Source organism: Meiothermus hypogaeus, from assembly GCF_003574035.1.
Lineage (GTDB): Bacteria > Deinococcota > Deinococci > Deinococcales > Thermaceae > Meiothermus > Meiothermus hypogaeus.
In genome coordinates, this window is sequence record NZ_QWKY01000048.1 from 1 (window position 1) to 25729 (window position 25729).

26 protein-coding genes are annotated in these 25729 nt (G+C 60.5%); 13 read left to right on the plus strand and 13 right to left on the minus strand.

All coding sequences use genetic code 11. The annotated features are described in order from the left end of the window. Positions 1–240: 240 nt before the first annotated feature. Entirely contained in the window at positions 241–807 is a 567-nt protein-coding gene (locus Mhypo_RS11905) for a thioredoxin family protein (RefSeq protein WP_119341512.1), read from the minus strand. A gap of 44 nt (positions 808–851) precedes the next feature. After that, a complete protein-coding gene (locus Mhypo_RS11910; RefSeq protein ID WP_119341513.1) occupies positions 852–1823 on the minus strand; it encodes a type I phosphomannose isomerase catalytic subunit in 972 nt (323 codons plus the stop codon). A 241-nt stretch (positions 1824–2064) separates the two neighbouring features. Between Mhypo_RS11910 and Mhypo_RS11915 the strand changes: the two genes are divergently transcribed. Then, positions 2065–2691: a metallophosphoesterase gene (locus Mhypo_RS11915; RefSeq protein ID WP_119341514.1), complete on the plus strand. Its 627-nt coding sequence runs from the start codon at positions 2065–2067 to the stop codon at positions 2689–2691. Next, the gene (locus Mhypo_RS11920; protein WP_119341515.1) at positions 2688–3497 is read left to right on the plus strand and encodes an SDR family NAD(P)-dependent oxidoreductase; all 810 of its coding nucleotides are present in this window, start codon (positions 2688–2690) and stop codon (positions 3495–3497) included. The genes Mhypo_RS11915 and Mhypo_RS11920 overlap by 4 nt, the downstream gene beginning before the upstream one ends. Before the next feature lie 446 nt (positions 3498–3943). Here Mhypo_RS11920 and Mhypo_RS11925 read toward each other — a convergent pair whose 3' ends face one another. After that, a complete protein-coding gene (locus Mhypo_RS11925) occupies positions 3944–4960 on the minus strand; it encodes a ring-cleaving dioxygenase (RefSeq protein ID WP_119341535.1) in 1017 nt (338 codons plus the stop codon). Positions 4961–5367: 407 nt separating this feature from the next. Here Mhypo_RS11925 and xylA point away from each other — a divergent pair, with 407 nt between their 5' ends. Next, positions 5368–6534, plus strand: a complete 1167-nt coding sequence (xylA, locus tag Mhypo_RS11930; RefSeq protein WP_119341516.1) for a xylose isomerase — start codon at positions 5368–5370, stop codon at positions 6532–6534. Between the two features lie 32 nt (positions 6535–6566). On the opposite strand, the gene Mhypo_RS11935 is transcribed toward xylA, so the two are convergent. After that, positions 6567–7103: a YceI family protein gene (locus tag Mhypo_RS11935; RefSeq protein ID WP_186814633.1), complete on the minus strand. Its 537-nt coding sequence runs from the start codon at positions 7101–7103 to the stop codon at positions 6567–6569. 121 nt (positions 7104–7224) lie between these two features. Here Mhypo_RS11935 and Mhypo_RS11940 point away from each other — a divergent pair, with 121 nt between their 5' ends. Together Mhypo_RS11940 and Mhypo_RS11945 are read left to right on the plus strand one after the other, a co-directional pair. Then, the gene (locus Mhypo_RS11940) at positions 7225–7578 is read left to right on the plus strand and encodes a winged helix-turn-helix transcriptional regulator (RefSeq protein ID WP_119341518.1); all 354 of its coding nucleotides are present in this window, start codon (positions 7225–7227) and stop codon (positions 7576–7578) included. Between the two features lie 228 nt (positions 7579–7806). Further along, the gene (locus tag Mhypo_RS11945; protein WP_119341519.1) at positions 7807–8109 is read left to right on the plus strand and encodes a winged helix-turn-helix transcriptional regulator; all 303 of its coding nucleotides are present in this window, start codon (positions 7807–7809) and stop codon (positions 8107–8109) included. 202 nt (positions 8110–8311) lie between these two features. Here Mhypo_RS11945 and Mhypo_RS11950 read toward each other — a convergent pair whose 3' ends face one another. The 3 genes from Mhypo_RS11950 to groES form a co-directional block, all read right to left on the minus strand. Next, the gene (locus Mhypo_RS11950; RefSeq protein WP_119341520.1) at positions 8312–8962 is read right to left on the minus strand and encodes a hypothetical protein; all 651 of its coding nucleotides are present in this window, start codon (positions 8960–8962) and stop codon (positions 8312–8314) included. 461 nt (positions 8963–9423) lie between these two features. Beyond that, positions 9424–11061: a chaperonin GroEL gene (groL, locus tag Mhypo_RS11955; RefSeq protein ID WP_119341521.1), complete on the minus strand. Its 1638-nt coding sequence runs from the start codon at positions 11059–11061 to the stop codon at positions 9424–9426. Between the two features lie 94 nt (positions 11062–11155). After that, positions 11156–11452 carry a co-chaperone GroES gene (groES, locus tag Mhypo_RS11960; RefSeq protein WP_119341522.1) on the minus strand — a complete coding sequence of 99 codons (297 nt, stop codon included), beginning with the start codon at positions 11450–11452 and terminating at the stop codon, positions 11156–11158. 166 nt (positions 11453–11618) lie between these two features. On the opposite strand from groES, the gene Mhypo_RS11965 reads away from it, so the two are divergent. Next, positions 11619–12284: a SanA/YdcF family protein gene (locus Mhypo_RS11965; protein ID WP_206074919.1), complete on the plus strand. Its 666-nt coding sequence runs from the start codon at positions 11619–11621 to the stop codon at positions 12282–12284. Here the strand turns inward: Mhypo_RS11965 and Mhypo_RS11970 are convergent. Beyond that, on the minus strand, positions 12274–13068 hold the full coding sequence (locus tag Mhypo_RS11970; RefSeq protein ID WP_119341524.1) for a TrmH family RNA methyltransferase: 795 nt from the start codon (positions 13066–13068) through the stop codon (positions 12274–12276). The two genes, Mhypo_RS11965 and Mhypo_RS11970, sit on opposite strands and share 11 nt — an antisense overlap. Before the next feature lie 78 nt (positions 13069–13146). On the opposite strand from Mhypo_RS11970, the gene Mhypo_RS11975 reads away from it, so the two are divergent. After that, complete coding sequence (locus tag Mhypo_RS11975) at positions 13147–13806, plus strand: trypsin-like serine protease (protein WP_276309750.1); 660 nt, start codon at positions 13147–13149, stop codon at positions 13804–13806. A 273-nt stretch (positions 13807–14079) separates the two neighbouring features. Here the strand turns inward: Mhypo_RS11975 and Mhypo_RS11980 are convergent, their stop codons facing one another. Genes Mhypo_RS11980 through Mhypo_RS11990 form a run of 3 tightly spaced genes read right to left on the minus strand, consistent with a single transcriptional unit; the run spans position 14080 to position 16272 of the window. Further along, complete coding sequence (locus Mhypo_RS11980; protein WP_119341526.1) at positions 14080–14508, minus strand: hypothetical protein; 429 nt, start codon at positions 14506–14508, stop codon at positions 14080–14082. Between the two features lie 59 nt (positions 14509–14567). Beyond that, a complete protein-coding gene (locus Mhypo_RS11985; protein ID WP_119341536.1) occupies positions 14568–15380 on the minus strand; it encodes an acetate and sugar kinases/Hsc70/actin family protein in 813 nt (270 codons plus the stop codon). 52 nt (positions 15381–15432) lie between these two features. Next, positions 15433–16272: an SDR family oxidoreductase gene (locus tag Mhypo_RS11990; RefSeq protein WP_119341527.1), complete on the minus strand. Its 840-nt coding sequence runs from the start codon at positions 16270–16272 to the stop codon at positions 15433–15435. A 70-nt stretch (positions 16273–16342) separates the two neighbouring features. On the opposite strand from Mhypo_RS11990, the gene Mhypo_RS11995 reads away from it, so the two are divergent. After that, entirely contained in the window at positions 16343–17110 is a 768-nt protein-coding gene (locus Mhypo_RS11995; RefSeq protein ID WP_119341528.1) for a VOC family protein, read from the plus strand. Here Mhypo_RS11995 and Mhypo_RS12000 read toward each other — a convergent pair. Further along, positions 17105–17641, minus strand: coding sequence for a GNAT family N-acetyltransferase (locus tag Mhypo_RS12000; RefSeq protein ID WP_170148283.1), 537 nt, complete (start codon positions 17639–17641; stop codon positions 17105–17107). The genes Mhypo_RS11995 and Mhypo_RS12000 overlap by 6 nt on opposite strands. A 116-nt stretch (positions 17642–17757) precedes the next feature. Here Mhypo_RS12000 and Mhypo_RS12005 point away from each other — a divergent pair, with 116 nt between their 5' ends. Further along, on the plus strand, positions 17758–19101 hold the full coding sequence (locus tag Mhypo_RS12005) for a GH1 family beta-glucosidase (protein ID WP_119341530.1): 1344 nt from the start codon (positions 17758–17760) through the stop codon (positions 19099–19101). Between the two features lie 26 nt (positions 19102–19127). Continuing rightward, entirely contained in the window at positions 19128–20951 is a 1824-nt protein-coding gene (pepF, locus tag Mhypo_RS12010) for an oligoendopeptidase F (RefSeq protein ID WP_119341531.1), read from the plus strand. Between the two features lies 1 nt (position 20952). On the opposite strand, the gene Mhypo_RS18580 is transcribed toward pepF, so the two are convergent. After that, a complete protein-coding gene (locus tag Mhypo_RS18580; RefSeq protein ID WP_119341532.1) occupies positions 20953–22641 on the minus strand; it encodes a peptidase M66 in 1689 nt (562 codons plus the stop codon). Positions 22642–22714: 73 nt separating this feature from the next. On the opposite strand from Mhypo_RS18580, the gene proB reads away from it, so the two are divergent. The 3 genes from proB (at position 22715) to Mhypo_RS12030 (ending at position 25727) form a co-directional block, all read left to right on the plus strand. Next, on the plus strand, positions 22715–23854 hold the full coding sequence (gene proB / locus Mhypo_RS12020) for a glutamate 5-kinase (RefSeq protein WP_119341533.1): 1140 nt from the start codon (positions 22715–22717) through the stop codon (positions 23852–23854). 51 nt (positions 23855–23905) lie between these two features. Beyond that, a complete protein-coding gene (locus Mhypo_RS12025) occupies positions 23906–25159 on the plus strand; it encodes a glutamate-5-semialdehyde dehydrogenase (protein WP_119341534.1) in 1254 nt (417 codons plus the stop codon). A 97-nt stretch (positions 25160–25256) separates the two neighbouring features. Next, positions 25257–25727, plus strand: a complete 471-nt coding sequence (locus Mhypo_RS12030; RefSeq protein WP_338067093.1) for a YhjD/YihY/BrkB family envelope integrity protein — start codon at positions 25257–25259, stop codon at positions 25725–25727. The last annotated feature ends 2 nt before the right edge of the window (positions 25728–25729 follow it).

Consider the following 25729-nt stretch of genomic DNA (forward strand, 5'->3'; position numbering starts at 1 on the left):
CGGGGGCCGATGGCCCTTCACTGTCGGTCGGCGAAGAAAGCGTCTCCCTTCCAAGGGGCGGTATCGCCCTCCGCTACGCGGATAACTTCCAAGGGGCGGTATCGCCCTCCGCTACGCGGATAACTTCGGTCGGGTTAGTTCGTCACCAAACGGTGACGAACTAACCGAATCTGGTATAACCTGGCAAGAAACACCTGCGGCGGGTCTTCCCCGCCGCTTTTCATTTGCGATGACTCGGCCTCAACCGATGCGCACCGTGGGCTCGTTGCCGGGCTTCCACTTGATGGTACAGCCAATGGCGTTGGCCTCAGTAAGGGGCGGTTCCTGGCCCTGTACCAGCGCCGCCAGCACCAGATCGAGGGTGTGTTCCGTGACGGTGGTAGGGTCTTTGGGCGTGTCGTTCACCCGGCCGTGGTAGCGTAACTTGCGGTTTTGGTCGAAGACGAAAATCTCGGGAGTTCGCAGGGCTTTGTAGGCTTTAGCAGTGGCCTGGGTTTCGTCGAGCAGATAGGGGAAGTTGAAGCGGTGTGCCTGAGCAAACGAGCGCATGCCTTCGGGAGCATCCTCGGGGTAACGCTCGTAGTCGTTGGAATTGATGCCCACAAAGGCCACTTTCCCCTGGTATTTCTGGGCCAGGGCCACCAGCTCCTCTATAGAACCCTTGACGTAAGGGCAGTGGTTGCAGATGAACATCACCGCCAGAAAAGGTTCGCTGAAGGCCGAGAGCCTGACCACCTGGCCCGAAAGGTCGGGCAAGGCGGCATCGATTAGAGGGCTCCCAAGGGGGAGCTGATCGTACTGAAGCATGGCATCATGCTAGCAAATTGCTGGCCAGAAACGATAAACCCGCCTTATGGAAGCGCCCGTAGCGACTTTGGATACCAGTCCAGCCAGTCCGGACAAGGCACAAATGCACCCAAAAGCTGGGCCTGCCCTGTGAGCTCGATGGCCTGGCCAGCCCCAATGAGCAAGGTATCGCCCCAGGAGAGCGGCCCCTCGAGCCACTCGGCGCCCCCCACAACCAGGGTCAGGAGCAAAAAGCTCTCCTCAGGTGCCCGCAGGGTCAGCCTGCCGCGCAGGTGGTAGCGCTCGAGCGCAAACGCCTCGCAGGCCAGCAAGATTTCCTTGTGATGGGCGGGGAGAGGAGTCGGGTGGGGCAGCGGCGTGGGGGTACGGGTGGCGACGTCCAGCCCTTTTTCCAGGTGTAGCTCACGCGGCCGTCCATAGTCGTAGAGTCGATAAGTCAGGTCGGAACGCTGCTGCACCTCGTAGAGCAACAGGCCGGGCCCCAGGGCGTGAATGGTGCCTGCGGGTACGGGAATCACCTGCTCGGAAACCACCCACTCCCGCTGAAGCGCGTCCCAAAGGCTACCGTCCCGGGCAGCCCTAGCCAGGTCTTGGCGATCCATTGGCTCACGCAGACCATAGACAATTTCGCCCTCGCCCTCGAGGATGTACCAGGCCTCGGTCTTGCCGTGAAAACCACTGGCCGCCTCTACGGTGTGGGCATAAGCATCGTCCGGGTGTACCTGCACCGAGAGCCACTCGGCGGTATCGAGGAATTTGATGAGCAGGGGCAGCTCGAGGCCATACTTGCCATAGGCGACCTTGCCGATGAAGTCGGGGCCCAGATCGGGCAAGGCCTCGGCCAGGGTTCTGCCCGCCAGCGGCCCTGAGCGAATGCGGTTCTGGTCGAAAGCCAACCATAGTTCTCCTATCGGTTCGTCGGTTTGCAGGCCCAGCCTCTCGGCTATGCGCAGCCCACCCCAGACCCTGGGCACAGGCTGGGCCTCGAGGCTCACGGCAAAAATGCTTGGTACCATCCTGTCGATACTAAAGCCAATCCATGGAAGCCGCCAGGCTGCCCAAAGCCTTTATCGCTTCCGTGATCAAAAGCGAGCCCGTAGCCTGCACGAATCTGAAGCAAAAAAAACACATCCATCTGCTTTGACAAACTGCCAGGTGTGCCTAAGACTATTTCCAAGCTCAATCGGGTGTCTTTATGCCCAAACCTCATGTTGTGATCCACCGAGTTGCACCTAAAGTGTTCAGGAGTGCTCCGCAATGCGCATTCTAGCGCTCTCTGACCAGATTCACCCCTTCATCTACCAGGAGCGCTTTCCCGACAACCTGCCCCCTTTTGAACTGGTGCTGGTAGCCGGTGATTTACCGGGTAGCTATATCGAGTTCGTAGCGACCAAAGTTCGGGTACCGGTGGTGTATGTGCACGGCAATCACAAAGAGGAATACGTACAGGACTATCTGGGCAACCTGAGCGCACCAGGCGGGGCCATCAAGGCCCACGGGCGCATTGTGGAGGTGGCGGGCCTTCGGATTGCGGGCTGGGGGGGCTGTCCCCGCTACAACAACCGCGAGATTGGGCAGTACAACGAAGCCGAAGCCCAGAGCCGCTTTTTGTCGTGGTATCCGGTACTGATGGGCCGCCGTTTATTGAAGGGGCACGGCGTGGACATCCTGCTCACCCATGCCCCACCCCCAGGCCCCCACGCCGGCGCGGACTTCCCCCACCGGGGCAGCACTGCGCTGGGGCTGTTCCACCGTCTGTATCGCCCTAGAATCCACGTTCATGGTCACATCCACCTCTACGAGGCCCAGCCCAAACGTGAGTACACCAGCCCCGAGGGGGTCCGGGTGATCAATGCCTTCGAGTACACTCTGATTGAGCTATGAAGATTGCCGGAAGCCTGTGCGTAATCAGCGGGGCCAGCAGCGGGATTGGTAAAGCCACTGCCCTCGAGCTCGCAAGACGCGGGGCCCGGGTGGTGCTCGTAGCCCGCCGGGCACAGGTCCTGGAACAGCTCGAGGGGCAAATTCGCGCTGCTGGCGGACTGGCCTGGGCCTTTCCCGCCAACCTCAGCCAGTCCCAGGAGGCCATGCGCCTGGGTGAGTGGGTGCTGCGCGAGCTGGGTACGCCGGACACCCTGATTCACAGTGCCGGGGCCGGCGAGTGGCGCTTTCTGGACGAAACCCCCCTCGAAGACCTCCAGCGCCTGATGGATACCCCCTACTTTGCGGCGGCCTACCTGACCAGGGTCTTTCTGCCGGCCATGTTGCAGCAAAACCGGGGCTTTATTCTTTCGGTCTGTTCACCGGCCAGCCGGCTGGTCTGGCCGGGGGCTACCGGCTATGTCGCCGCCCGCTGGGCGCTGAACGGGTTCACCGAAGCCCTGCGTGCCGATCTTTACCACACCAATCTCCAGGTGTGCGCTTTTTTTCCAAGCAAAATCAGCGACTCCGAGTATTTCACCCATAACACCGATACCGAGCAGCGCATTCCCCGCATCGGGCGATTCATACCCGAGATTACCTCCCGGCAAGCGGCCCTGGGCATTGTGCGGGCCCTCGAGCAGAATGCCCGTATGATGTTTGTACCCTGGCAGTTGCAGGCCTTCGACCTGCTGGCCCGCTGGTTTCCCCGCATCGCCGAACACCTGGCCTGGACCAGCGGGGCCCGGCGCAAAGGGCCTCAAGGCTAGTGCACCGGTAACTTATACCGGATTCAAAAAGACAGTTCACAAAACCAAAAAACCCATAGGTTGTCTTTTTGAATCCTAGAGCACTCCCCTCCCTATGGGCGGCGAAGAAAGCGTCTTGCTTCCAAGGGGCGGTATCGCCCTCCGCTACGCGGATAACTTCGGCCCTATTGATTCGTTACCGTTCGGTAGCGAATCAACCGCATCTGGTATCACGTGATGAAGTCCGTTGACGGATTTCATGCCAACTCCTTCGCCTTGCTATCTTGCCGGAAAAACCTATTCCTGCTGTAACCTGACCGGTCCATGGCACGTGGCTGTTGCCCTGCAAATTGAGCGCGAAGCGACGAGCACTGGGTTACTGGGCAGACGGGTCTGATGGATTGGCCCCCCCTCGAGGGGGCACAGCTTATGGGCCATCGGCCCGGCCTATGGACGAGGCCTGCCCGTCATTCTTCACTCGAGGCTGCCGAAACCTGCCCTGGGGTTTGCGCCGGTAGAGGTGTTGCATAGGGAATGGCCGGCAGCTTTTGCATAATTTGGGCCCGGACGGGCTCGAGCCAGGCGGGCAGGCGCAGGCTGGTACCCAGCTGCTCAAAGGACTCGTCGTGGGTAAAGCCAGGGGTATCGGTAGCAATCTCAAACAACACCCCTCCCGGCTCGCGGAAATAGACCGAGCGAAAATACTGACGATCCTGCACCGCCGTCACCCGAACCCCCTGGCGCTGGAGTTGCTCGCGCAGGGCTTGCTGGGTTTCATCGTCGGGTACGCGGAAGGCAACATGATGTACTGTGCCCACACCCCCTTTGGCGGCCATAAACTGGTCGGTTTCGCGCACCTCGATACGGCCTAAAGAGGGTTCTTCCTCGGACGGACCCAGATAGGTGATGGCATCCACCTGACCCAGCACCCGGTACCCCAACCCCTCGAGCAGCCGCACCGAAGGTTCCGCTCGCAGCACCCACATCTGGGCTGCAAAAAGGCCCCGGACGGCACATTCCTCCGGTACCGGGGCTCCGGCCCAGTGCTGAATGGCGGGCACCCCGGAAGCCGCTACGAGTTCCACCACAATGCCATCGGGGTCCCGGAGGGTGAGTACCCTGACTTCTTCCAAGCCGTGGGGGCCGAGAATTTCGCGGCGCTGGGGGCCTTCATACCCAACCCCCTTTTCCATCAGGCGGTGCATCCAGTAGCCCAGGCTTTCCAGGGGAATCGCCAGGCTGATAATCGCCACCTGATGCACCCCGGCCCGTCCGGCTAGGGCCCGTTGCCAGGGGAAAAAGGTCAGGATGGTGCCGGGCTGGCCCAACCCATCGCCATAGTAAAAGTGGTAGGTCTCGGGATCGTCGAAGTTAACCGTTACCTTGACCAGGCGCAACCCCAGCACCCCAGTGTAAAACTCCAGGTTGCGCTGTGGGTGGCCTGCCATCGCGGTGATGTGATGAATTCCACGAACCTTATGCATGGTATTTTCCTCGAACACAAACAGAGCACACCACAGGGAACACACGAAGACACCCGCCACGGTTATGTACCTGTATTCAGTTTTGTCAGGCTTGGGTGTGTATCCAGCAAACCTTGCCTGGGCAATCCACCACAACCAACGATACCGCCTGGTTGCCCAAAAGCTGTGTAAGTTTGGCGCTGGTCAGGCCGAATTCTGGGGAGCAGTCTCGAGGTCGGCCAGCCTGGGATTTTTCAGTACCCCAGATTGTTTTCCGAGCTTGCAGTGCCCCACCCATTCACCCTCAATCACCATTGGAATCTTGAGCTAGCCGCCGTTCGTAGACTGGCGACCAGTGCAGCCAGGGCGGGGCTTTCATAGTAAATTTAGTCAGCTTATTCGTTTCGTCGCAGCGAAAGGATGCAGGTATGTCAAACTACAACCCCCAACCCGAACACAAGTTCACCTTTGGTCTTTGGACAGTGGGCAACATTGGGCGCGACCCTTTTGGCAACCCCACCCGCCAACCCCTCAGTCCCGAATATATCGTGTACAAGCTGGCCCAACTGGGGGCTTACGGGGTCAACCTGCACGACAACGACCTGATTCCCATTGACGCCACCAAAGCAGAGCGCGACAAAATCCTGAGAAACTTCAAAAAGGCTTTGCGCGACTCGGGCCTGGTCGTGCCGATGGCTACCACCAACCTCTTTGCCGATCCAGTTTTCAAGGACGGCGCCTTCACCAACGCCAACGCCAAGATTCGGGCGTATGCCATCCAAAAGACCATGCACGCCATGGACCTGGGGGCCGAGTTAGGAGCCAAAATCTATGTGTTCTGGGGTGGGCGCGAAGGGGCCGAAGTAGACGCCGGGATGAACACCCTGGACGCTCTGGCCTACTACCGTGAGGCCCTCAACTTCCTGGCCGAGTACAGCGAAGCCCAGGGTTATGGCTACAAGTTCGCTCTAGAACCCAAACCCAACGAGCCCAGGGGCGATATTTACCTGCCGGTGGTGGGTGCCGCGCTGGGCTTTATCGCCACGCTCGATAAACCCCATCTGTTTGGCCTCAACCCCGAGTTTGCGCACGAGACCATGGCCGGGCTGAACTTTGTTCATGCGGTAGCACAGGCCATAGATGCAGGCAAACTCTTTCACATAGACCTCAACGACCAGAAGATGGGCCGCTTTGACCAGGACCTGCGCTTTGGTGCGGAGAACCTCAAAGCAGCTTTCTTCCTGGTCAAGCTACTCGAGGACTCGGGCTACCAGGGCCCCCGCCACTTCGACGCCCACGCCCTGCGAACCGAGGATGAAGCCGGGGTCTGGGAGTTTGCCAGAGGCTGCATGCGCACCTACCTGATCCTCAAAGAAAAAGCCCGGCAGTTCAACCAGGACAAGGAAATTCAAGCCCTGATCAAAGCCTACAAGGTGCAAGACGCCGAGCTTTCCAAGCTGACCAGGAAGTTCAGCAAGAGGAATGCCGAAGCTCTCAAGGCCAGGAAGTTTAACCGGGGGATGCTGGCCGAGCGCGGGCCGGGTTTGGAGCGGCTCGACCAGCTTACAGTAGAGTTGCTGATGGGCGTGCGGTAAGCCTTGCAAGTGCAGTCCCTGGCGGGGTTATTTTAGGCCGCAACAGGGGGCTGTGCCGCAACTGCCTGCACCTCGATGGTGAACCTGACCTCTTCACCAACCAGCAAAGCACCGAGCTCGAGGACCTGGTTCCAGGTCAGGCCCCAGTCCTTGCGGTTGAGAACACCTGTAGCGGTCGCTCCGGTGCGGGTCAGACCCCAGGGGTCCTTGACCGGGGCGCTGAGTTCGGCCTCGAGCACCACCGATTTGGTGATGTTGCGAATGGTCAGATCGCCGTGGATACGGTATTGATTCCCGCCCAGGGCTTCAATCTGGGTGCTCACAAAGCGCAGCTCGGGGTACTGCTCGGCATCCAGAAAGTCGGGGGAGCGCAGGTGAGCGTCTCGCTGGGCTTCGCCGGTCTCGATGCTGGCAGCGTCAATCGTGACCTCGATTTTGCTGGGCACGCCCTGCTCGCTGGCCACAATGCTGCCTGCAACCTTTTTGAATTGGCCGCGAACGGTGAAGATGCCCATGTGCTTGACGGCGAAAGCGACGGTGGTGTGGCTGCTATCGAGGTTCCAGTTCATTTGTTCTCCTTGGATCTGATCCGAGCTGAAACTTCGGATCAACAAGCACATAGTATTTCATAGTGATATGTATTGTCAAGCATTTGGGCAAAGAAAGTAATTGTGCTACACTGTTGTAGGTATGGTCAGGTCCATTGCCCCTGAAACCCCTGAAGTAGACCACAGCTTCTGTCCGGTCTATGAAGCCATCAATGTATTGCAGGAAAAGTGGACCCTACACATCATTCGCAGCTTGCTGGATGGCCCCAAAGGCTTCAACGAACTCTCCAGAGCAGTTGGCGGCTGTAATCCGGCTACCCTGGCCCAACGGGTAGAAAAGCTCGAGCATCTCGGCATCGTTTCCAAAACCATTCACTCCACCATGCCCCCCCGCACCAGCTACGCCCTGACCGAGGCCGGACAAGCCCTGCAGGCTGTGATTGAAGCTATAGACCGCTGGAGCCGGCAGTACCTGCCTGCACCATCTACCAAATAGCCACAAGGTATGCAGGTCGCCCAGGTTTGTAGCCTGGGCTAATTTTTAGTCTTAATACTCGAGGACGGCTATTATGCGGAACCAAACCTGTTTTGCGATAGCTAAAACCTTGTTGTGGTTTTCTTCGCTTATCAGTTAGTTTTACTGGAATTATTTCCAAAACGACCGTATGTTCGCATTGTAACGCTGATATACCTGAGTTGGAATAAGCGTGGTTACGCTTTAACTATGATTAAGTTTGCGGAGAAGCCACTCGAGGCAGTACTCGAATTGCTGGGACAACGCGGGGTATACACTATTCTGCGTTCGCTCCAAAACGGCTCGTTGCGATTTGGTGCGTTGCAGCAGGTAACCGCCCTGCCCCCGCGAACCCTATCGCTGCGGTTAAAGGAACTCGAAGAGCTGGGTCTGATTAGCCGAACCGAACACCATGAAGTGCCCCCGCGGGTAGACTATACCCTCACCGAGCGTGGCCGGGGCCTCGAGCCCGCTCTCGAGGCCCTTGCTCGTTGGGAAGAAAAGATCGGCTAGAGGGATTCTCTCGAATACCCAAGCGCTCGCACCAGTACAGCGGCTTGCGCTGTAACGGGTACAGTTCAGCGCACCAGTGAAACGGCTTGTGCCGCCGTGCAACGTACGTACTCAGCGTGCGTAGTAATGGGTGCAGCCTAGAAGCCCAGTAAAAAAACCAGCCGAGCAAGCCGTCGGCTGGTTTTTTTCGGCTGCACTAGGCCTAGAGCTTTAGAGCAAAACGCAACAGCAAATAGGCGGTATTGAAATCAAAGTTGCTGAAGCCAAATTCGGGGTTGAAGGTCAGGTTGGAGAGGATGTCGTAGTTGGCCCCCAGGTAAATGGTCTGGGCAAAGGGGCTGGGTACGATCTGGTCTAGGGAAATGCCAGCGTACAGGCTGAGCATATCCAGGGCATAGCCAAACTCGAGATACCCATCAATCAGCCAGGAAAAGCTACCGCCCGAAGGTGCAATGGGCAGATCGGTCACCAGGCGCAGGCCGCTGCTGAGGCTGGCTCCACCACCCAGGTCGTAAGACAAATCTACGCCAGCTTGAGGGGAGATGCTAAAACCAAAGTCGCTGGTGGGGGTAATGTCCAGGGTGATAGGAAGGCGAACTCGAGCATAAGCGCTCACGCTCAGCGGGCCATCGTTCACCAGATCAACCCCATATTGGATGAAGGGACGAACCAGAATTCCCACCCCAAAGGTGGGGGTGATGGGCACCTCCAGACGACCCAACACACCCGCGGTTAGGTTAGGGGCCAGGGTGGTGCTGTAGTTGGCTTCAAGACGTGCACCCACACTAAACTGCGCAAAAGCAGGCGCGGCGAGAGATAGAACAGCGACCACTGCAAAAAAGAGTTTTTTCATAGAGACAACCTCCTGCGGGTGAAAATATCATTAGAGTTCTATTTGTGCAAGTGCTAACAAGCCCTGGCTCATCTCCTCCCATGGCGATTTTTATGTTCAGCAGAAGGTTTCTTGCGTTAATCACAGCGTCACATGGCATAACCGATGATTAACATTCCCAGTCTTTCGGCTTTGCAAGTGTTGATAAAAGTAGGAATGGTGATAACACTACTCCTGAGAGCGGTTCCCACGAATAGTCGGGACGGCAAAAACCGCCGTCCCGACTACAATACGACGCACCGTGTGCGTCGTATTGGTTGAGTTGCACTTGTTGAGTTTGTTCCATTCGCAAAGCCAATCTGAAGAACCGCACTTTCATGGGCACCGTGCCGAGCTGTATACCGTTTAGGATGCAGTGGCAAAGATACTGGCTAACAAAACACCCAACCCCTCGGGGTTGGGTGTCCTGTATGGGGCTGGGTTTAGAAGTCCATGTCGCCGCCCATACCGCCGGCGGGGGCAGCGGGGGCTTTCTTCTCTTCGGGCTTCTCGGCCACCACGGCCTCGGTCATGAGGATCAGCGAGCCGATGGAAGCCGCGTTTTGCAGGGCGGTGCGGGTGACCTTGGCCGGGTCTACAATGCCCCACTCCATCATGTCACCGTACTCGCCAGTAGCGGCGTTGAAGCCATAGTTCTTGTCCTTCTTGCTCAGGATGTTGTTCACCACCACGCTGCCTTCGTAACCAGCGTTGGCAGCAATCTGGCGGGCGGGTTCTTCGATGGCCCGCAGCACAATCTTGGCACCGGTGGCCTCGTCACCGTCGAGCTCCTTGAGCAGGTTCTTGATGGCAGGCACAGCGCGCAGCAGGGCCACGCCACCGCCAGGCACGATGCCTTCTTCCACCGCAGCGCGGGCGGTCGAGAGGGCGTCCTCGTAGCGGTGCTTCTTCTCTTTGAGCTCGGTTTCGGTAGCAGCACCCACACGGATCACCGCCACCCCGCCGGCCAGCTTAGCCAGGCGCTCTTGCAGCTTCTCCTTGGCGTATTCGCTATCGGAGGTCTCGAGCTCCTTCTTGATGCCGTTGATGCGGGCTTCGATGTCTTCCTTCTTGCCCTTGCCACCCACCACGGTGGTCTCGTCCTTGTTGATGCGCACGCGCTCGGCGCGGCCCAGCATGGAGAGGGTAGCATTTTCCAGCTTGAAGCCCAGCTCCTCGCTGATCACGGTGCCGCCGGTGATGGCCGCCAGGTCTTTGAGCATCTCCTTGCGGCGGTCACCGAAGCCAGGGGCCTTGACGGCAGCAATGTTCAGGGTGCCGCGCAGGCGGTTGACCACCAGGGTGGCCAGGGCCTCGCCCTCGATGTCCTCGGCGATAATCAGCATGGGCTTGCCGGTCTGGGCGACCTGCTCGAGCACCGGCAGAAGTTCCCGCACGTTGGAGATCTTCTTCTCGGTGATCAGGATGTAGGGGTCGTCGAGCTGAGCCTCCATGGCATCGGGGTTGTTGACGAAGTAGGGCGAAATGTAGCCCTTGTCGAACTGGTACCCCTCCACAAAGTTGAGCTCGGTGTCCAGGCTCTTGGACTCCTCTACGGTAATGACCCCTTCACGGCCCACCTTCTCCATGGCATCGGCAATCAGGTTGCCGATTTCGGCGTCGTTGTTGGCCGAGACGCTAGCCACTTCGAAGATGGCCTTGCGGTCGTTGACGGGCACGGCCAGCTCCTGAATGTTCTTGATGGCCACATCCACGGCTTTCTCGATGCCGCGCTTGAGGTCGAGGGGGTTGGCCCCGGCAGCCACGTTGCGCAGACCTTCACGCACAATGGCCTGGCCCAGCACGGTAGCGGTGGTGGTGCCGTCACCGGTGATGTCATTGGTCTTGGAGGCAATTTCGATCATCAGCTTGGCGCCGATGTTCTCCAGGTGGTCGTCTAGCTCCACTTCCTTGGCGACGCTCACGCCGTCTTTGGTGATGGTGGGGCTACCGAACTTCTTCTCCAGCACCACATTGCGGCCACGGGGGCCCAGGGTTACCTTCACGGCGTTGGCTACCGCGTTCATGCCGCGCTCGAGGCCGCGGCGGGAAGCTTCATCAAAAACCAGCATTTTTGCCATGGTTGTACTCCTTTCAGTTTTGCATATAGCGAATAGCTAATTGCCTTTTAGGGCTTTTGTCTTTGACTATGGACTATCCGCCATCGGCTCTTATTTACATCACCGCTAGCAGATCGCGCTCGGAGAGGATGATGTACTCTTCCCCGTCAATCTCGATCTCGGTTCCGCCGTACTTGGCAAAAACCACGGTGTCGCCCTGCTTCACTTCCAGAGGTACCTTGGTGCCGTTGTCGAGCACCCGTCCGGTACCCACAGCAATCACCTTGCCCTTCTGGGGCTTTTCCTTAGCAGTGTCGGGCAGAACAATGCCCCCTTTGGTCTTGGCTTCTTCTTCAATGCGCTTGACCACCACACGGTCACCGAGGGGTCTGAGCATGGTTGCTGTTGCCATAGATACTACCTCCTTGTTGCGCTTTTGACAGTCTTGGGTTTAGAGTGTCAACCCGGAATCATATTATTTCGGGCTATCCATGAGAATGTCAAGAGGGCTAGGCTACAAGACCTAAAACAGTTGAGTCTACAAATATCAAGTTCAGGATAAGGCCTATACTAAAATTGTGCGCTGGACATTGTTATTCAAATATTTATTCTGGAGCGCTGGATTGCTGATATTGTCCACTCTTCTCATCTTGTCGGGAACGAACGCCTGGGTGGAGCGCTATAGCCAAGCCTGGCTCTATCAAGATCCCCTTCTGGTTCCCCACAACCGGGTGGGGCTGGTGCTGGGTACCGGCCCCACCACCGTTCGTGGCAGGCCCAACCCCTACTTTGTGGGCCGCATCCAGGCGGCTGCACAGCTTTACCAGGCTGGAAAAGTTGATTATTTGCTGGTGAGCGGCGATAACAGCAGCCCCTACTACGACGAACCCTCGGCCATGCGTGAGGCCCTGATGGCTCTTGGGGTTCCTAAAGAGCGTATCTACCGCGATTATGCCGGTTTTCGCACCCTGGACTCGGTGGTGCGGGCCAGGGAGGTTTTTGGGGAACAGCGCTTTACTATCGTCTCGCAGCGGTTTCACAACCAGCGGGCGATCTTTATTGCGCGGCACCGGGGCCTCGAGGCCATAGGCTATAACGCCCCGGATCCCCCGGAGGGCTTCAACTCCAACACCCGCTTCCGCGAACCCCTGGCCCGGGTGCAGATGCTGCTGGATTTGCTGCTGAACAAGCAGCCCAGGTACCTGGGGGCCCCAATTCGGATTGGGATAGACCCTATTCAATAGCCCGGCGCTGTCTTCTGGCCTCGTAGAGCATCAAAGCTGCGGTTACCGAAACATTAAGGCTATCGGCCTGGCCTTGCATGGGAATCTTGACCCTGAGCTCGGCCTGGTTCAGCCACAGCGCACCCAGCCCGGTGTGCTCGGGGCCCAGCACGATGGCCACCGGCCCCCTCAAGTCGGCGTCCCAGTAAACCTGGTCGGTGTGGGGGGTGGTGGCCACCAGGGGCATCTGGTGCATTCGCAGCCAGTCCAGCACCTCCTTTTCCGAAGCGGCAAAGGTGGGCAGTGAAAAAACCACCCCGGTGGAGTTGCGAATCACCTGGGGGCTGTAGACGTCCACCCCGCCCACCGCCAGCACCGCATCCGCCCCGGCAGCATCGGCCGAGCGCAGCAAGGCCCCCAGGTTGCCGGGTTTTTCCAGCCCCACTGCCACCAGCAGCAGGGCGTTTTGGGGCGGCTTGAAGCGAGCCAGCGAAGGGTTGGGCATCCGGGCTACGGCCACCACGCCGGACGGGTTCTCCCTGGCGCTGAGTTTTTTGAGCACTGGTTCTGAAACTTCCGTCACTACAAGGCGCTCGAGCTTGCCCAGTTCCGCCACCGTTCGGGCTTCCTCGGGATCCAAGTGCTCACCGCAGTAGGCCTGCACCATCTCCAGGCCCACCGCCAGGGCCCGCTCGATCTCCCTCGAGCCCTCTATCAAGAACAACCCCGTTCGCTCACGCTCTTTTCGTTCTTTCAGGAGTGCGGCGGCCTTGATGCGGGGGTTGGCTGGGGAGGTAATACGCATGCGCCCATCTTAGCGAACCACCCCCAACCAATCCCTTTCGCTCCAAAGCAAAACTTTAACGCAAGGTATGGCAATCCCCTGTGGCGTTGTAGTGGCACGCTAATGTCCCCGACGATTTTCCTTACCGCTGGCCACTGCACCGAGGCGCCCGCTGCAAAAGTGGAAATCTGGTTCGATGCCGACGTGGATGCCGGCAGGCCCGGCAATGGGTATCCCTATACAGGCCAGACTGGTGGAACCCCCTATACCCACCCGCAGTACAACCCCAACGCCTTCTTCCTCTACGACCTCGGGGTGGTGGTGCTGGATCCAAACCGCCCCATGCCCATGAGCCAGTACGGGGCGTTGCCCAAACAAGACGTGCTCGACGACCTGGCCCGTCGGCGCGGCTTGAAAAACACCACCTTTACCGCGGTGGGCTACGGGCTACAGCGGATCAACCCGGCCTTTGTGGAAGCAGCCAGGGTGCGCATGTTTTCTACCCCTCACCTGGTACAGATCAACGTGCCCGGACAGACCGGCGACTTTTCCATCCTGCTGTCCAACAACGCCAGCACCGGGGGCACCTGCTTTGGCGATTCGGGCGGGCCCAACTTTATCGGCGATAGCAACGTGATTGGCGGGGTGACTTCGTTTGGCAAGAACGGCAACTGCGCCGGTACGGGCGGGGTCTACCGGGTAGACCGTAAAGACGACCTGGACTGGCTGGCCACCTTCGGTTTGTTCCCTCAACCTTAAGTTTCTTCAAACCTCGAGCCGACCGATTCTGTTATCGGTCGGTTCACTTTTGCACCGGGCTTAAAGCCTGCGGTCATACCGGATTTAAAAAGACAGTTCGCAAAACCAAAAAACCCATCAGGTTGTCTTTTTTGAATCCTAGAGCGCGCCCTCCCTGTCGGTCGGCGAAGAAAACGTCTGCCTTCCAAAGGGGCGGTGTCGCCCTCCGCTACGCGGATAACTTCGGTAGGGTTGACTCGTTACCGAACGGTAACGAGTCAAGCGAATCTGGTATCAGTGGGGCAGCAAAAGACGCAGGTAGGCCCGAACCTGCTGGTAGTCGAGGGTATAAACCGAGCCGTTGGGGGTGGTCATCTCGAGCACATCGCCCCCATCCTCCACCACCCGGCGCAGCAGCAAGAGGCCGGAGGGGTTGTAGAGCTCGACCTGGGCAGCGCGGTAAGCGCCCTCGAGGCGGGGGCTGCGGCGGGCTACGCCATAGGGCGAGATGTGTACTTCGGGCACCTCGACGGCCTCGTGCGACCAGGCCGACTCGCTTGGGTCGAGCAGGTCGTCTTCCTCCAGGTGGGCTAGACCTTCGGCCAGCTCGAGCGCCGAGAGCCAAAGCACCTCCTCCCCTACCCCATCCGACAAAACCAGCTTGAGGTTGTCGTAGTTATTGTCGTCTTCCAGGTGGGCGAAAAGGCCCGCGGGAGGTTTCATGGTTTCAGTTTACGACGGCTTTTTATGTCAAACGTCCCTGCAAGGCCCGGCTTGTTTTTTTAGGCACAGAGGGCCGCGCCGTAGGCTGTGGCCAGTCCGGACAGGTGGGGAATGAGGGGCCTGGGTTCAATCTGGTAAAAGTACCAGACCCGCTCAAACGCCTGGCGCATGGGTTTCAGGTCGGGCAGATGCCCCACGATCACAATCTGCGGCAGGCCAGCGGCCTGTGCGGCATTGATGGCAATCATGGCGATCACCTGCCCCACCAGCGTCACCAGGCCTGCCGCCAGGTCCTCGCGGCTGGGGTTGGCTCCTTCTACCAACCGGCCAAAGTTGACGGCGGTGGCATCGGGGGGCAGGTGTCCTATACCCCCGCCAATTACATCTACCAGAGTTGAGTCCACGCCGCTGGGGTTGCCCGCTTCAGCCAAACGGGCCACCTCGAGGGGGTCGGAGGTACCCAACAGCAAGCGGGACAGGCCCAGCAAGGTTCCGCCACCCACCGCCGAGCCGGTAAAGTGCTGGGCCTCGGTGCCGCGGGCGGCAATCATGGCCGTACCGGTGCCCGCCGAAACCACCAGGGCTTCGGTCAGGCCGGACAGGGCCAGGGCCCCCCGCCCTACCGCCTGGGCCTCGCTGATTTTTTCAACGGGAAGCCCCTCGAAGGTATCGGGCAGGTGGCGCGACAAACCTCCGGCGCTGGCAATGGCCCCCAGTTCAGAGGACTGCACGTTCAGGTGATGGAGCACCCTCGAGAGCGCCTCCGGGCTGGCGGGGCCGGTTTTTAGGGTCTCGTGGGCCAGAATCTGGTTGTTTTCCACCAGCACCACATCGGTATTGGAGAGCCCAAAGTCCACGCCGAGTTTCAACATGAGCTTCAGAATAACCTGCAGAGAAAATTCAAAAAAGCCCAAGGCCCTGCTTCTAGAGTGTGTCCAGCACCTCTCGCACCCCACGCAGGCGGGTCTGGAGCATAAACTGGGCCAGCGAGCTGTCCAGGGCGCAGTTGGCCGGACGGGGTTCGGGGAAGTCGGTACGGGACTGGGGCAGCAGGTAGGCCGGGTCACGTCCGTGAAGGGGGGCAATCAAGCGGCCAAACTCGAGCCGGCTCAGCACCTCGGCTCCCCCCAGGTGCAGCACACCCTGATGGCTCAGCAAAACCAGCTCCCACAGGGCGCTGGCCAGGTCTTGCACAAACACAAAGGAGCGGTGCTCGTCCACAAAAAGCCCCCCTGTGCGCTTTCCATCGGCAATCTCCAGCACCATCTGGCTGGTCGCATCCACAGGGTTCAGGCCCCAGATGAGCGAGGTGCGCACAATGGTGGCCTGGGGCAGGATGGCCTGCACAACTTGCTCGGCCCGGAGCTTGGCCCGACCGTAGGCGGTGATGGGGTTGGGCAGCGCCGACTCGGCGTAGGGCGGGTGCTCGCCATCAAACACCTGGTCGGTGGAGAGGTGGATGAGCCGTGCCCCGATATTCCGGCACGCCTGGGCCACATGGGCGCTGCCCTGCGCCGTAATGGCCTCGAGCGCCTCCGGGCCGGCCTTGCTGTAGGCAGTGTGGACGACCACCGCCGGGCGAAACCGGGCCAGCGTGGCCTCAACGGCTTTAGCGTCTCGAATATCCAGGCGAACCCACGCCACCCCCGGTAGCCCAGGGGTACCGCTAAAGTAGCTGGCCCCCAGCACCCAGGGCTGGTCGGGCCGTTGGCGCAACAAAGCGCCCCCCAGGTATCCTGTCCCCCCCGTTATAAAAACCCTCACCCTGACAGCATATCGAAATCCTGGCCCCCAAATGCTTTACGTTTTATAGCACTTTGGATATTATGAAACCATGGTCCCAACGCTGGCGCTAACCGGGCTCACCCTGCGGGTACAGGACCTCGAGCGCCAACTGGCCTTCTACCGGGGCTTGCTGGGCCTCGAGGTTCTATATCAACAAGGCCCAGAGACCACACTGGCCCCCACAGGCGGAAAATTCACCCTTACCCTGCTACACGCGCCCAACGCCCCCCTGCGCCCCCAGCCCACCCTGGGGCTGTACCATCTGGCCCTGCTGCTGCCCAGTCGGGCCGCCCTGGCCGCTATTTTCCGGCGGCTGGTGGAGGCCCGCTACCCCCACTTTCAAGGTGCTTCCGACCACGGGGTCTCAGAGGCGCTCTACCTGGCCGACCTCGAGGGCAACGGGCTCGAGCTCTACCGCGACCGACCCCGCGAAGATTGGCCCTTCCGGGGTGGGCGGCTGGCTATGGTGTCCATGCCACTCGACCTGCAAGCCCTTCTCGCCGAAGCCAAGCGCAGCGAACCGCTTGACCCGGAGACCGCCCTGGGGCATCTGCACCTCCACGTGCGCGACCTGGACGAAGCCCAGGCCTTCTACCAGGGGTTGGGCCTACAGCTGATGCAGGGCGACTACCCCGGCGCCCGCTTCCTGGCCGCCGATGGCTACCACCACCACATCGGCATCAACCTGTGGGCCCGGGGCCGAACCGCCCCCAAAGACGCCACCGGGCTGCTTTCCTATCAGATAGCCATCCAGGGCCAAGCCCCCCAGACCCAGACCGATCCCAACGGAACGCAGGTTCGGATTACAACCTTATAGCCCGTACTCCACCGGGTAGCCCACCTCGGCAAACGCCGCCGGGTAGCGCACCGTACCCCTGTACTCGGGGGTATAAGCCGAAAGCGGCCTGGCCATGTATTCTTGGGAGGCCACCGTAAACGGTGGGCGGATGCCGAGTTGCCCCGAGGGCACAAAACCGAAGCGGGGGTAGTAGTGGGCGTGGCCCCGCACCAGCACCAGCGGCGCCCCCCGGGCTTCCAGCCGGGCCAAACCTGCTTCCACCAGGTGTTTCCCTGCACCCAGGTTTTGAAACCCGGGATGAACTGCTAAAGGGGCCAGCACCGCCACCTTCCGCATCACGCCCTGTTCATCCTGCAAACCCACCTCGCTGAACAATATGTGACCCACGGGCCGGCCCTCCACCACTGCCACCAGCGAAAGCTCGGGCGCATAAAATGCCGACTGTCGCACCAGGGCCACCACCCGAGCCTCCTGTTCGCCGCCAAAGGCCAGGCGGTGAATTTGCTCCACCAGGGCGTATTCGTCGGTGCGTTCGGGCCGGATTTCCATAGCCCATACCATACCCCAGCGGATTCGTTGGAGGCTGAACAAAGACGCTTTGGTCCTGGCTTTTCCAGCGCAAAAAACCCATTGGTAGCAGCCTGACTCCGTAGTAGATTGATGCGGTGATAGCCTTTAGTAAAAAGGACTTTGGCTCCGGCTTTCGCTGGGGCGTGGCGACCGCCGCCTATCAGATTGAAGGCGCGGTGAACGAGGACGGGCGCAGTCCCTCCATCTGGGACACTTTCTCTCATACCCCGGGCAAGATTAAAACCGGCGAGAACGGCGATGTGGCCTGCGACTTCTACCACCGCTACCGAGAGGATATTGCCTTCATCCGCGAGATGAACATGCAGGTCAACCGGTTTTCCCTGGCCTGGCCGCGCATTTTGCCGGAGGGAATCGGCCCGGTCAACCTCAAAGGGCTAGACTATTACCATCGGGTTATCGACCGCACCCTCGAGCTTGGCCTCGAGCCCTGGGTTACCCTGTACCACTGGGACTTGCCGCAGGTACTGGAGGACAAGGGGGGCTGGACGAATCGGGACATTTTGGGGTGGTTTGCCGAGTACGTGGAGGTTTGCAGCAAAGCCTTTGGCGACAAGGTCAAACACTGGATGGTGCTCAACGAGCCCACGGTTTTTACCGTGCTGGGCTACATGCAGGGCACCCATGCCCCGGGCCGAAAGGGCTTTGGCAACTTTTTGCCCGCCATTCACCACGCCGCCATGGCCCAGGCCGAAGGCGGGCGCATCCTTCGTGCCCACGTGCCGGGCGCCCAGATAGGCACCACCTTCTCGGCCTCCTATGTGCAGCCCGCCGGCCCCACCTGGCTCAGCCGCATAGCCGCTGCCAACTACGATGTAATTGCCAACCGGCTTTTTATTGAGCCCGCGCTGGGGCTGGGCTACCCCTGGAAAACCATGCCCTTTTTGCGCCTCTTACAGCGCCACATCCGCCCCGGCGATATGGAGAAGCTGGCCTTCGATTTCGACTTCATCGGCTTGCAGACCTACTTCCGCCAGCTGGTGCGCTTCGACCTTTTCACACCCGGCACCTTTGGCCAGGAAATACCCCACGCCGAGCGCGGCAGCAGCGAGCTTACAGAGATGGGCTGGGAGGTCTGGCCCGAGAACATCTACCTCCTGCTCAAGCAGTTCAGTGCCTACAAAGGCGTAAAGCGCATCATCATCACCGAGAACGGAGCTGCTTTTCCCGACACCCCGGAGGGGGAGCGGGTACATGACCCCAAGCGCATAAAGTACATCCAGGATCACCTGGCCCAGGTGCTCCGGGCCAGGCGCGAGGGGGTGCCGGTAGAGGGCTACTTTTACTGGAGCCTGATGGATAACTTCGAGTGGGCCGAGGGGTACAAGCCCCGTTTTGGGCTGGTGTACGTAGACTACCCCACCCAGAAGCGCATTCTGAAAGACTCCGGGCGCTGGTTCAAGGAGTTCCTGTCCGACTGACCGGCGGGTCAGTTAGAATAAACTGGATGAGTACCCTACCCAAGCGATCCGAACTACCCAAGGAACAAACCTGGAACCTCGAGGCCCTTTTCCCCTCGGAGGCCGAGTGGCAAAAAGCCCTGGAAGAAGCCGCTCGTTCGGTGGAAGAGGTCAAACCCTTTGCCGGACGGCTGGTGGAGTCGGCCCAGGTCTTGCTGGAGGCCCTGCAAACCTACGAGACCCGGATGCTCCAGGCCATGAAGGTATTTCAGTATGCCTCGCTGCAACTCTCGACCGAGGGCACCAACCCTACCTTTACCCGCATGGTGGGCGAGGCCCGTGCGGTGGTGGCACAACTGGCCGCAGCAGGGGCTTACCTCGAGCCCGAAATACTCCGCATTCCCCCCGAAACCCTCGAGCGTTTTCTGCAAGCCGAGCCTGCGCTGGCGGCATACCGGCACTACTTTGAAGCCCTGCAAAGCCGCCAACCCCACGTGCGCAGTGGGGAAGTTGAAGCAGTACTGGCCGCTGCCTCCGATCCGCTGGGCGCACACACTGCCACCGCATATGCGGCCACCAACGCCGATATGCAGTTCAGGCCGGTCGAGCGCCAGGGCCAGACCCTGCCGGTCTCGCACAGCACCATCGGTGAGCTGCTGGTGCACCCCAGCCCCGAGGTTCGCAAGGCCGCCTGGGAGTCCTATGCCGATGGGCACCTGGCCTTCAAAAACACCCTGTCCCACACCCTGCAGGGCAGCATAAAGAGCTTTGCCTTCCAGGCCCGTACACGGGGCTACTCGAGCAGCCTCGAGATGGCTTTGAAGGGGGGAGGTCGCACCTGTGGCGATAACATCCCCCGAGCCGTCTACGACAACCTGCTGGCCACCTTCCAGGCCAACCTGCCCACCTGGCACCGTTTCTGGCGCATCCGCAAGAAGGCCCTGGGCGGACAGCTCCACACCTACGACGTGCCCATCTACGATGCTCCCGCCCCCCTGGTGCCGAGCCCCAAAATCACCTTCTGGGAGGCCGCCGAGACCATCTGCCGGGGCATGGAACCCCTCGGACGGGAATACGTAGAGCCCATGCGGCGGGGGTTGTTTGAGGAGCGCTGGGTGGACTGGGGGCAAAACCAGGGCAAGCGAGCCGGGGCCTTCTCCTCGGGGCTCAAGGGCACCTTTCCCTATATTTTCATGAGCTGGTCCGACGACCTGTTTTCAATGAGTACGCTGGCCCACGAGCTCGGCCACTCCATGCACAGCTACTTCACCCGCAAAACCCAGCCCATCGTCTACGCCCGCTACAGTCTCTTTATTGCCGAGGTGGCCTCCAACTTCAACCAGGCCCTGGTGCGGGCCCGGCTGCTGCGTGAGGCGCAAACCCCGGAATACAAGCTGGCAGTGCTGGAGGAAGCCTTTGCCAACTTCCACCGCTACTTATTTGTAATGCCCACGCTGGCTCGCTTCGAGCAGGAGCTCTACTCCCGCATCGAAAAGGGTGGGGCCCTCACGGCCCCCTACCTGATGGAACGTCTGGCCGAACTCTTCGCCGAGGGCTATGGCGGTGAAGTAGAACTAGACAAAGAGCGTCTCGGAGCGGGCTGGATGCACTTCTCGCACCTGTATAGCCCCTTTTATGTGTACCAGTACGCCACCGGTATTGCCGCCGCCAATGCGCTGGCCCAGGATGTGCTCGAGCAGGGCGAACCCGCTGCCAGGCGCTATCTGGACTTTCTCAAGGCGGGCGATTCGGTGTATCCGCTGGAGGCGCTCAGAATCGCGGGGATTGACATGCACAGCCCCGAGCCGGTGGAGCGAGGGTTTGGGGTGCTGAAAAGCATGGTGGACGAGCTGGAGAAGCTGGTGGGCTAGCCTAACGTGCAAACTCCAGGCGCTGTGTGTTGAAGCCGTCCGACAGGGCTATCTCCCAGCGTCCGCCCGAAGGCAGGCCCACGGTAGAAAGGTGGGCCTCCCCACCCGTAAGCCATAAGGCCAGGGTAGTACGCGCCTGGCCGAGGTGGGCCACCGAGGCGTAGGAGAAGACCGAGGGCATCCAGGTAAGGGTGAGGCTGCTGCCCGATTCGGTAAGGCGCACGGCGGGGTTGTCGGTACTCTGGCGGGTCAGGCGCAGGTCGCGGCGATACAGCGACAAGCCCTCGCGTACCACTTCGATTTGCCGTAGCGGGCCGGGGTCGGGCAGGAGCAGGCTAAAGTGCTCCTCTGACCAGGATTCGTCTGGGGGCTGGTCAGGCCCATGTGGCGCCTCCACGCGCTCGGTTCGGAACGAAACCTCCACCAGACCCCCCGCCGCCTCGAGTCGCAAGCGATACGTACCGGGCTGGGGCGCTTCAGGGACGGCCTGCATCTTCACCATGGGGTTGAGGATGACCTCGCCGCCACGAATGCGCCCACTAACGAGCAGCACCTCTTGCGCTAGCCGCAGGTTTTGCAACTGCGCGGTAGACGGGTTGGCCTCGAGGCCGACAGGCGCGAGCCCACTGCTTGCGGATCGAATCTCGGCCCACTGCGCAAGCCCCGACTGATGCTCGAGAAAACTTTGCATCCCCTCGTACATGTAGTCGGAAATCCACTGTGGGGCGCAGTAGCTCATCACGTCCTTGTACTGGGCTGGGTTGAACAGCGCACTACTGGCCACGCTATAGCCCCAAGTGCCAATAAAGCCGCCTGGGTAGGGGTAGCCCGACTCACCCGCCACATTGCAGGGCGCATGCCCCCGGCCCAGGTTGTGCCCAATTTCGTGCACCATGATGCGGGCGGCAGAGCTGGCAAAATCCCACCCGGCGCTGACCGGCAACCCCACATACCCAATCCCGGCAATGCCGCTGGTGTAACCCACCCGCACCACACCGTAGTAGTACCGGCTGCTGCCGTCGCTGGTGCGCAGGCTGCGCAGGGCACCGAGCAGGTTGCTCCAGTCGCTGCTGGCATTGCCCACCGTAGCGCCGTAGCTAAAAGGGGGCCGGGTGGAGGTCTGTACGCCCTGCAGTGGGAGCATGTCCCGCAACAAGTCCACGCTGGGAAGGGTGGGTGGGGCGGTCTGCCCCGGTTGTAGCACCGGCACCAGAGTAAGCGGGAGCACCGTGCCCACCCCCACTGCCGGTGTGAGGGTCAAGCGGTTGTCGGCCTCGTTGTTTTCGCCAATCTGATTGCTGGGGTCGGCCAGCAGCCGTACTTCCATTCCGGCGATTACCCAGGCTGCCGGAAGGGTGGCCCGGTAGGTCTGGGCCAGGTCGGCAGGGTTGATGGCGGTTGGGAGGGTGGCGGGGCCGGTAAAGCTTAGCTCGCCCAGCCGGTTGGAACCCCGAAACACCTCCGCCTTGAGGTGGCCAGGCAGGCCCTCGCGGTCTGCGGTCATGTACACCCGCAGCAACGCAGGTTTGCCCGCTACCAGGCGCAGGCCTGTTTTGAGGACGCTTTGGCCCCACTCGGTTTTTTGAATGGTGACTTCGCCCGAGACCAGGGGCACATCAGGCCCCGGCACCGACGGAGAGGAGTTACAAGCCGCCAAAGATAACAAAGCCAGCCCAAACCAGGCACGCATGATGCCTCCATATCAACATAAGCAGCGCATTAGCCGAGTGAGAAAAAGCCCAAGAAGCGTTACCATAACGGCAATGATGGTTCGCAGACCCCTCGAGGTTCAGACTTTCCGCCGCCTGGTCGTCAAGGTGGGCAGCGCCGTGCTCAGTGGGCCCAGGGGAAGGCAGCAACAACTGGCCATCGCCGCCCAGATCGCCGCTCTGCGAAGTGAGGGGCGTGAAGTGGTGCTGGTCTCGTCCGGAGCCCAGGCCATCGGGATGCAAAAGCTCGGGCTTACCGAGAAGCCCAGGTCAATGCCAGGCAAACAAGCCCTGGCTGCGGTGGGCCAGCCCACCCTGATGTATCTGTGGGAGCAGGCTTTTAGCTGGTACGACCTGAAGGTAGCCCAGGTTTTGCTCACCGCCGAAGATCTGGGCCACCGACACCGCTACCTGAACGCCCGACAGACCCTGGAAACCTTGCTCGAGTGGGGTATTGTGCCCATCATCAACGAGAACGATACGGTAATGGTTGAGGAGATCAAATTTGGCGACAACGACCAGCTTTCGGCCCTAATTGCCACCCTGGTGGGAGCCGACTTGCTGGTTTTGCTCTCCGATATCGAGGCTCTGTACGAGGCCGACCCCCGCACCGACCCCCAGGCCAAACCCATCCCCTACGTAGAGCGGGTGGATACCCGGGTGCTGCGTATGGCCGGTGACAGCCCGGGCCGGGTGGGCACCGGGGGCATGAAAAGCAAGCTGCTCGCAGCGGAAAAGGCCCAGGCTGCCGGAATCCCTACCCTGCTGCTGCCGGGAACCCACCCCCAGAGCATCGCCGAGGCCCTGCGCGGCGAGCCGATCGGCACCTTATTTGCAGGTGGTAGCCGCCGCTACAGCGGTCGGAAGCTCTGGCTGTACCAACTCCCCAAGCCCCAGGGGGAGGTCGTGGTGGATGCCGGTGCCGCCCTGGCCTTGCGCCAGGGCGGCGCCTCACTGCTGCCGGCGGGCATCCTCGAGGTGCGCGGACAGTTTGGGGTAGGCGAGGCGGTCAGGTGCCTGGACGAAGAGGATAACCTGATAGGGGTTGGCCTGGTAAATTACAGCGCTACCGAGCTCGCCCGCATCCGGCGCAAGAAAACCAAAGATATCGAGGCCATTCTAGGTTACAAAAACACCGACGAGGCCATCCACCGCGACTACTTTGCCCTGGTTTCGGAACTCGAGGGGATGTAGTCGGTTTCATGCGTATAGCCGCGCCAAAGCAGTGGTATCTTTGAGGTTATTATGATCGGCACCCCCATGCTCCAAACCTATGCCCAAGCCGCCCGGTTGGCCGCCAGGGCGCTGGCGGCAGCCTCGCCCAGCGCCAAAAACACAGCCTTGCTGGCCATGGCCGAGAAACTCGAGGCCCAGCGCGAAGCCCTGTACGCTGCCAACCAAAAGGACCTGGAAGCCGCCCAGGCCGCCGGGCTCCCGGCAGCCAAGCTCGATAGGCTTCGCCTGAACGAAAAAGTGCTGCAAGACCTGCGCACCGGCCTGCGCCAGGTAGCCGAGATGCCCGACCCGGTGGGCGAGATTGAGGGCTTACAAATTCGGCCCAACGGCCTTCAAGTAGGCCGCATGCGCGTTCCTCTGGGGGTGATTGGCTTCATCTACGAATCGCGCCCCAATGCCACCGTGGAGGCCAGCGCCCTGAGTTTGAAGGCCGGAAACGCCATCCTGCTGCGGGGCGGTAAAGAGGCCTGGCACTCCAACAACGCTCTCGTACGGCTGCTCCAGGAAGCACTGCACGAGGCCGGACTGCCCCAGGAAGCTATTCAACTGGTGCCCACCACCGACCGCAGCGCCATCCTGGAGATGTGCCACCTGAGCGGCCTGCTCGACCTGATCATTCCCCGGGGCGGCAAAGAGCTCATCGAGCTGGTGCAGCGCGAGGCCCGGATGCCGGTGCTGGCCCACGCCGAGGGGGTAAACCACCTGTTTGTCGACGAGAGCGCCCATCTGGAGAACGCCGTACGCATCGCCGTCAACGGCAAAGCCCAGCGCCCCAGCACCTGCAACAGCCTGGAGAAAGTCCTGGTGCATAGCGCCATTGCCCCGGTGTTTCTGCCCAGGCTGGCCCAGGCCATGCGCGAGGCCCAAGTCGAGCTTCGCGGCGACGAGCGCACCCGCGCCTTCATCCCCGCCCAGCCCGCCAGCGAGCAGGACTGGCATACCGAGTACCTGGACTTGATTCTGGCCGTAAAAGTAGTGGACACGCTCGAGGAAGCCCTGGAGCACATCGCCCGCTACGGCTCGCGCCATACCGAAGTCATCTGCACCGAGCACCACGGCCACGCCCTGCGCTTTTTGCGCGAGGTGGATGCCTCATTGGTTTTGGTGAACGCCTCGCCCCGCTTCAACGATGGCTTCCAACTGGGGTTGGGGGCCGAGATTGGCATCTCTACCAGCAAACTCCATGCCTATGGCCCCATGGGGGTGAAGGAGCTGACCACCACCAAGTTTGTGGCCCTGGGCCAGGGGCAGGTGCGCGAGTGAGCTAAGCACGTCAAAAGGTAGCGTAGTATTGCGACCGTAAGCTACCAGGCATTTACCATCGGTATTCAACTTTGGGCGGCCCATTCGCCAGGCACATATGCAATCCTTCCTCGGCCAGGTCTACCAGCTTTATACCCGCTCGCACATCCCTTTCTTCTCGGCGGCGCTGGCCTACTATGCCCTCTTCAGCCTGATGCCTTTACTGATTCTGCTGGCGGGCATTTTCGGCTTTGTACTTTCGGGCAACGAAGATTTGCGCAACGCTGTGCTGGTGAGGCTTGTTGAACTGGTGGTGCTGCTTTTTCCAACCCAGCCCGACCTGGCCCAGACACTGGTGAACTTCCTGACCCGCGGGGCCTTCCCCCTCACCTTTGCCAGTCTGTTGATTTTGCTCTGGGCCAGCAGCAATTTTTTTGCGGCCCTGGCCTACGCCCTGGGCATAATCTTTGGAGGGCTCTCCAGATCCAGCACCACCAGGCCGGGCAGGTTGGTTCGCTCCAGGGTGAGGCTCACTTCCTTAGTTTCGCCCTGTTGCAGGGTCAGGCTCGCAGGAGAAAAGGTAATTTGAAC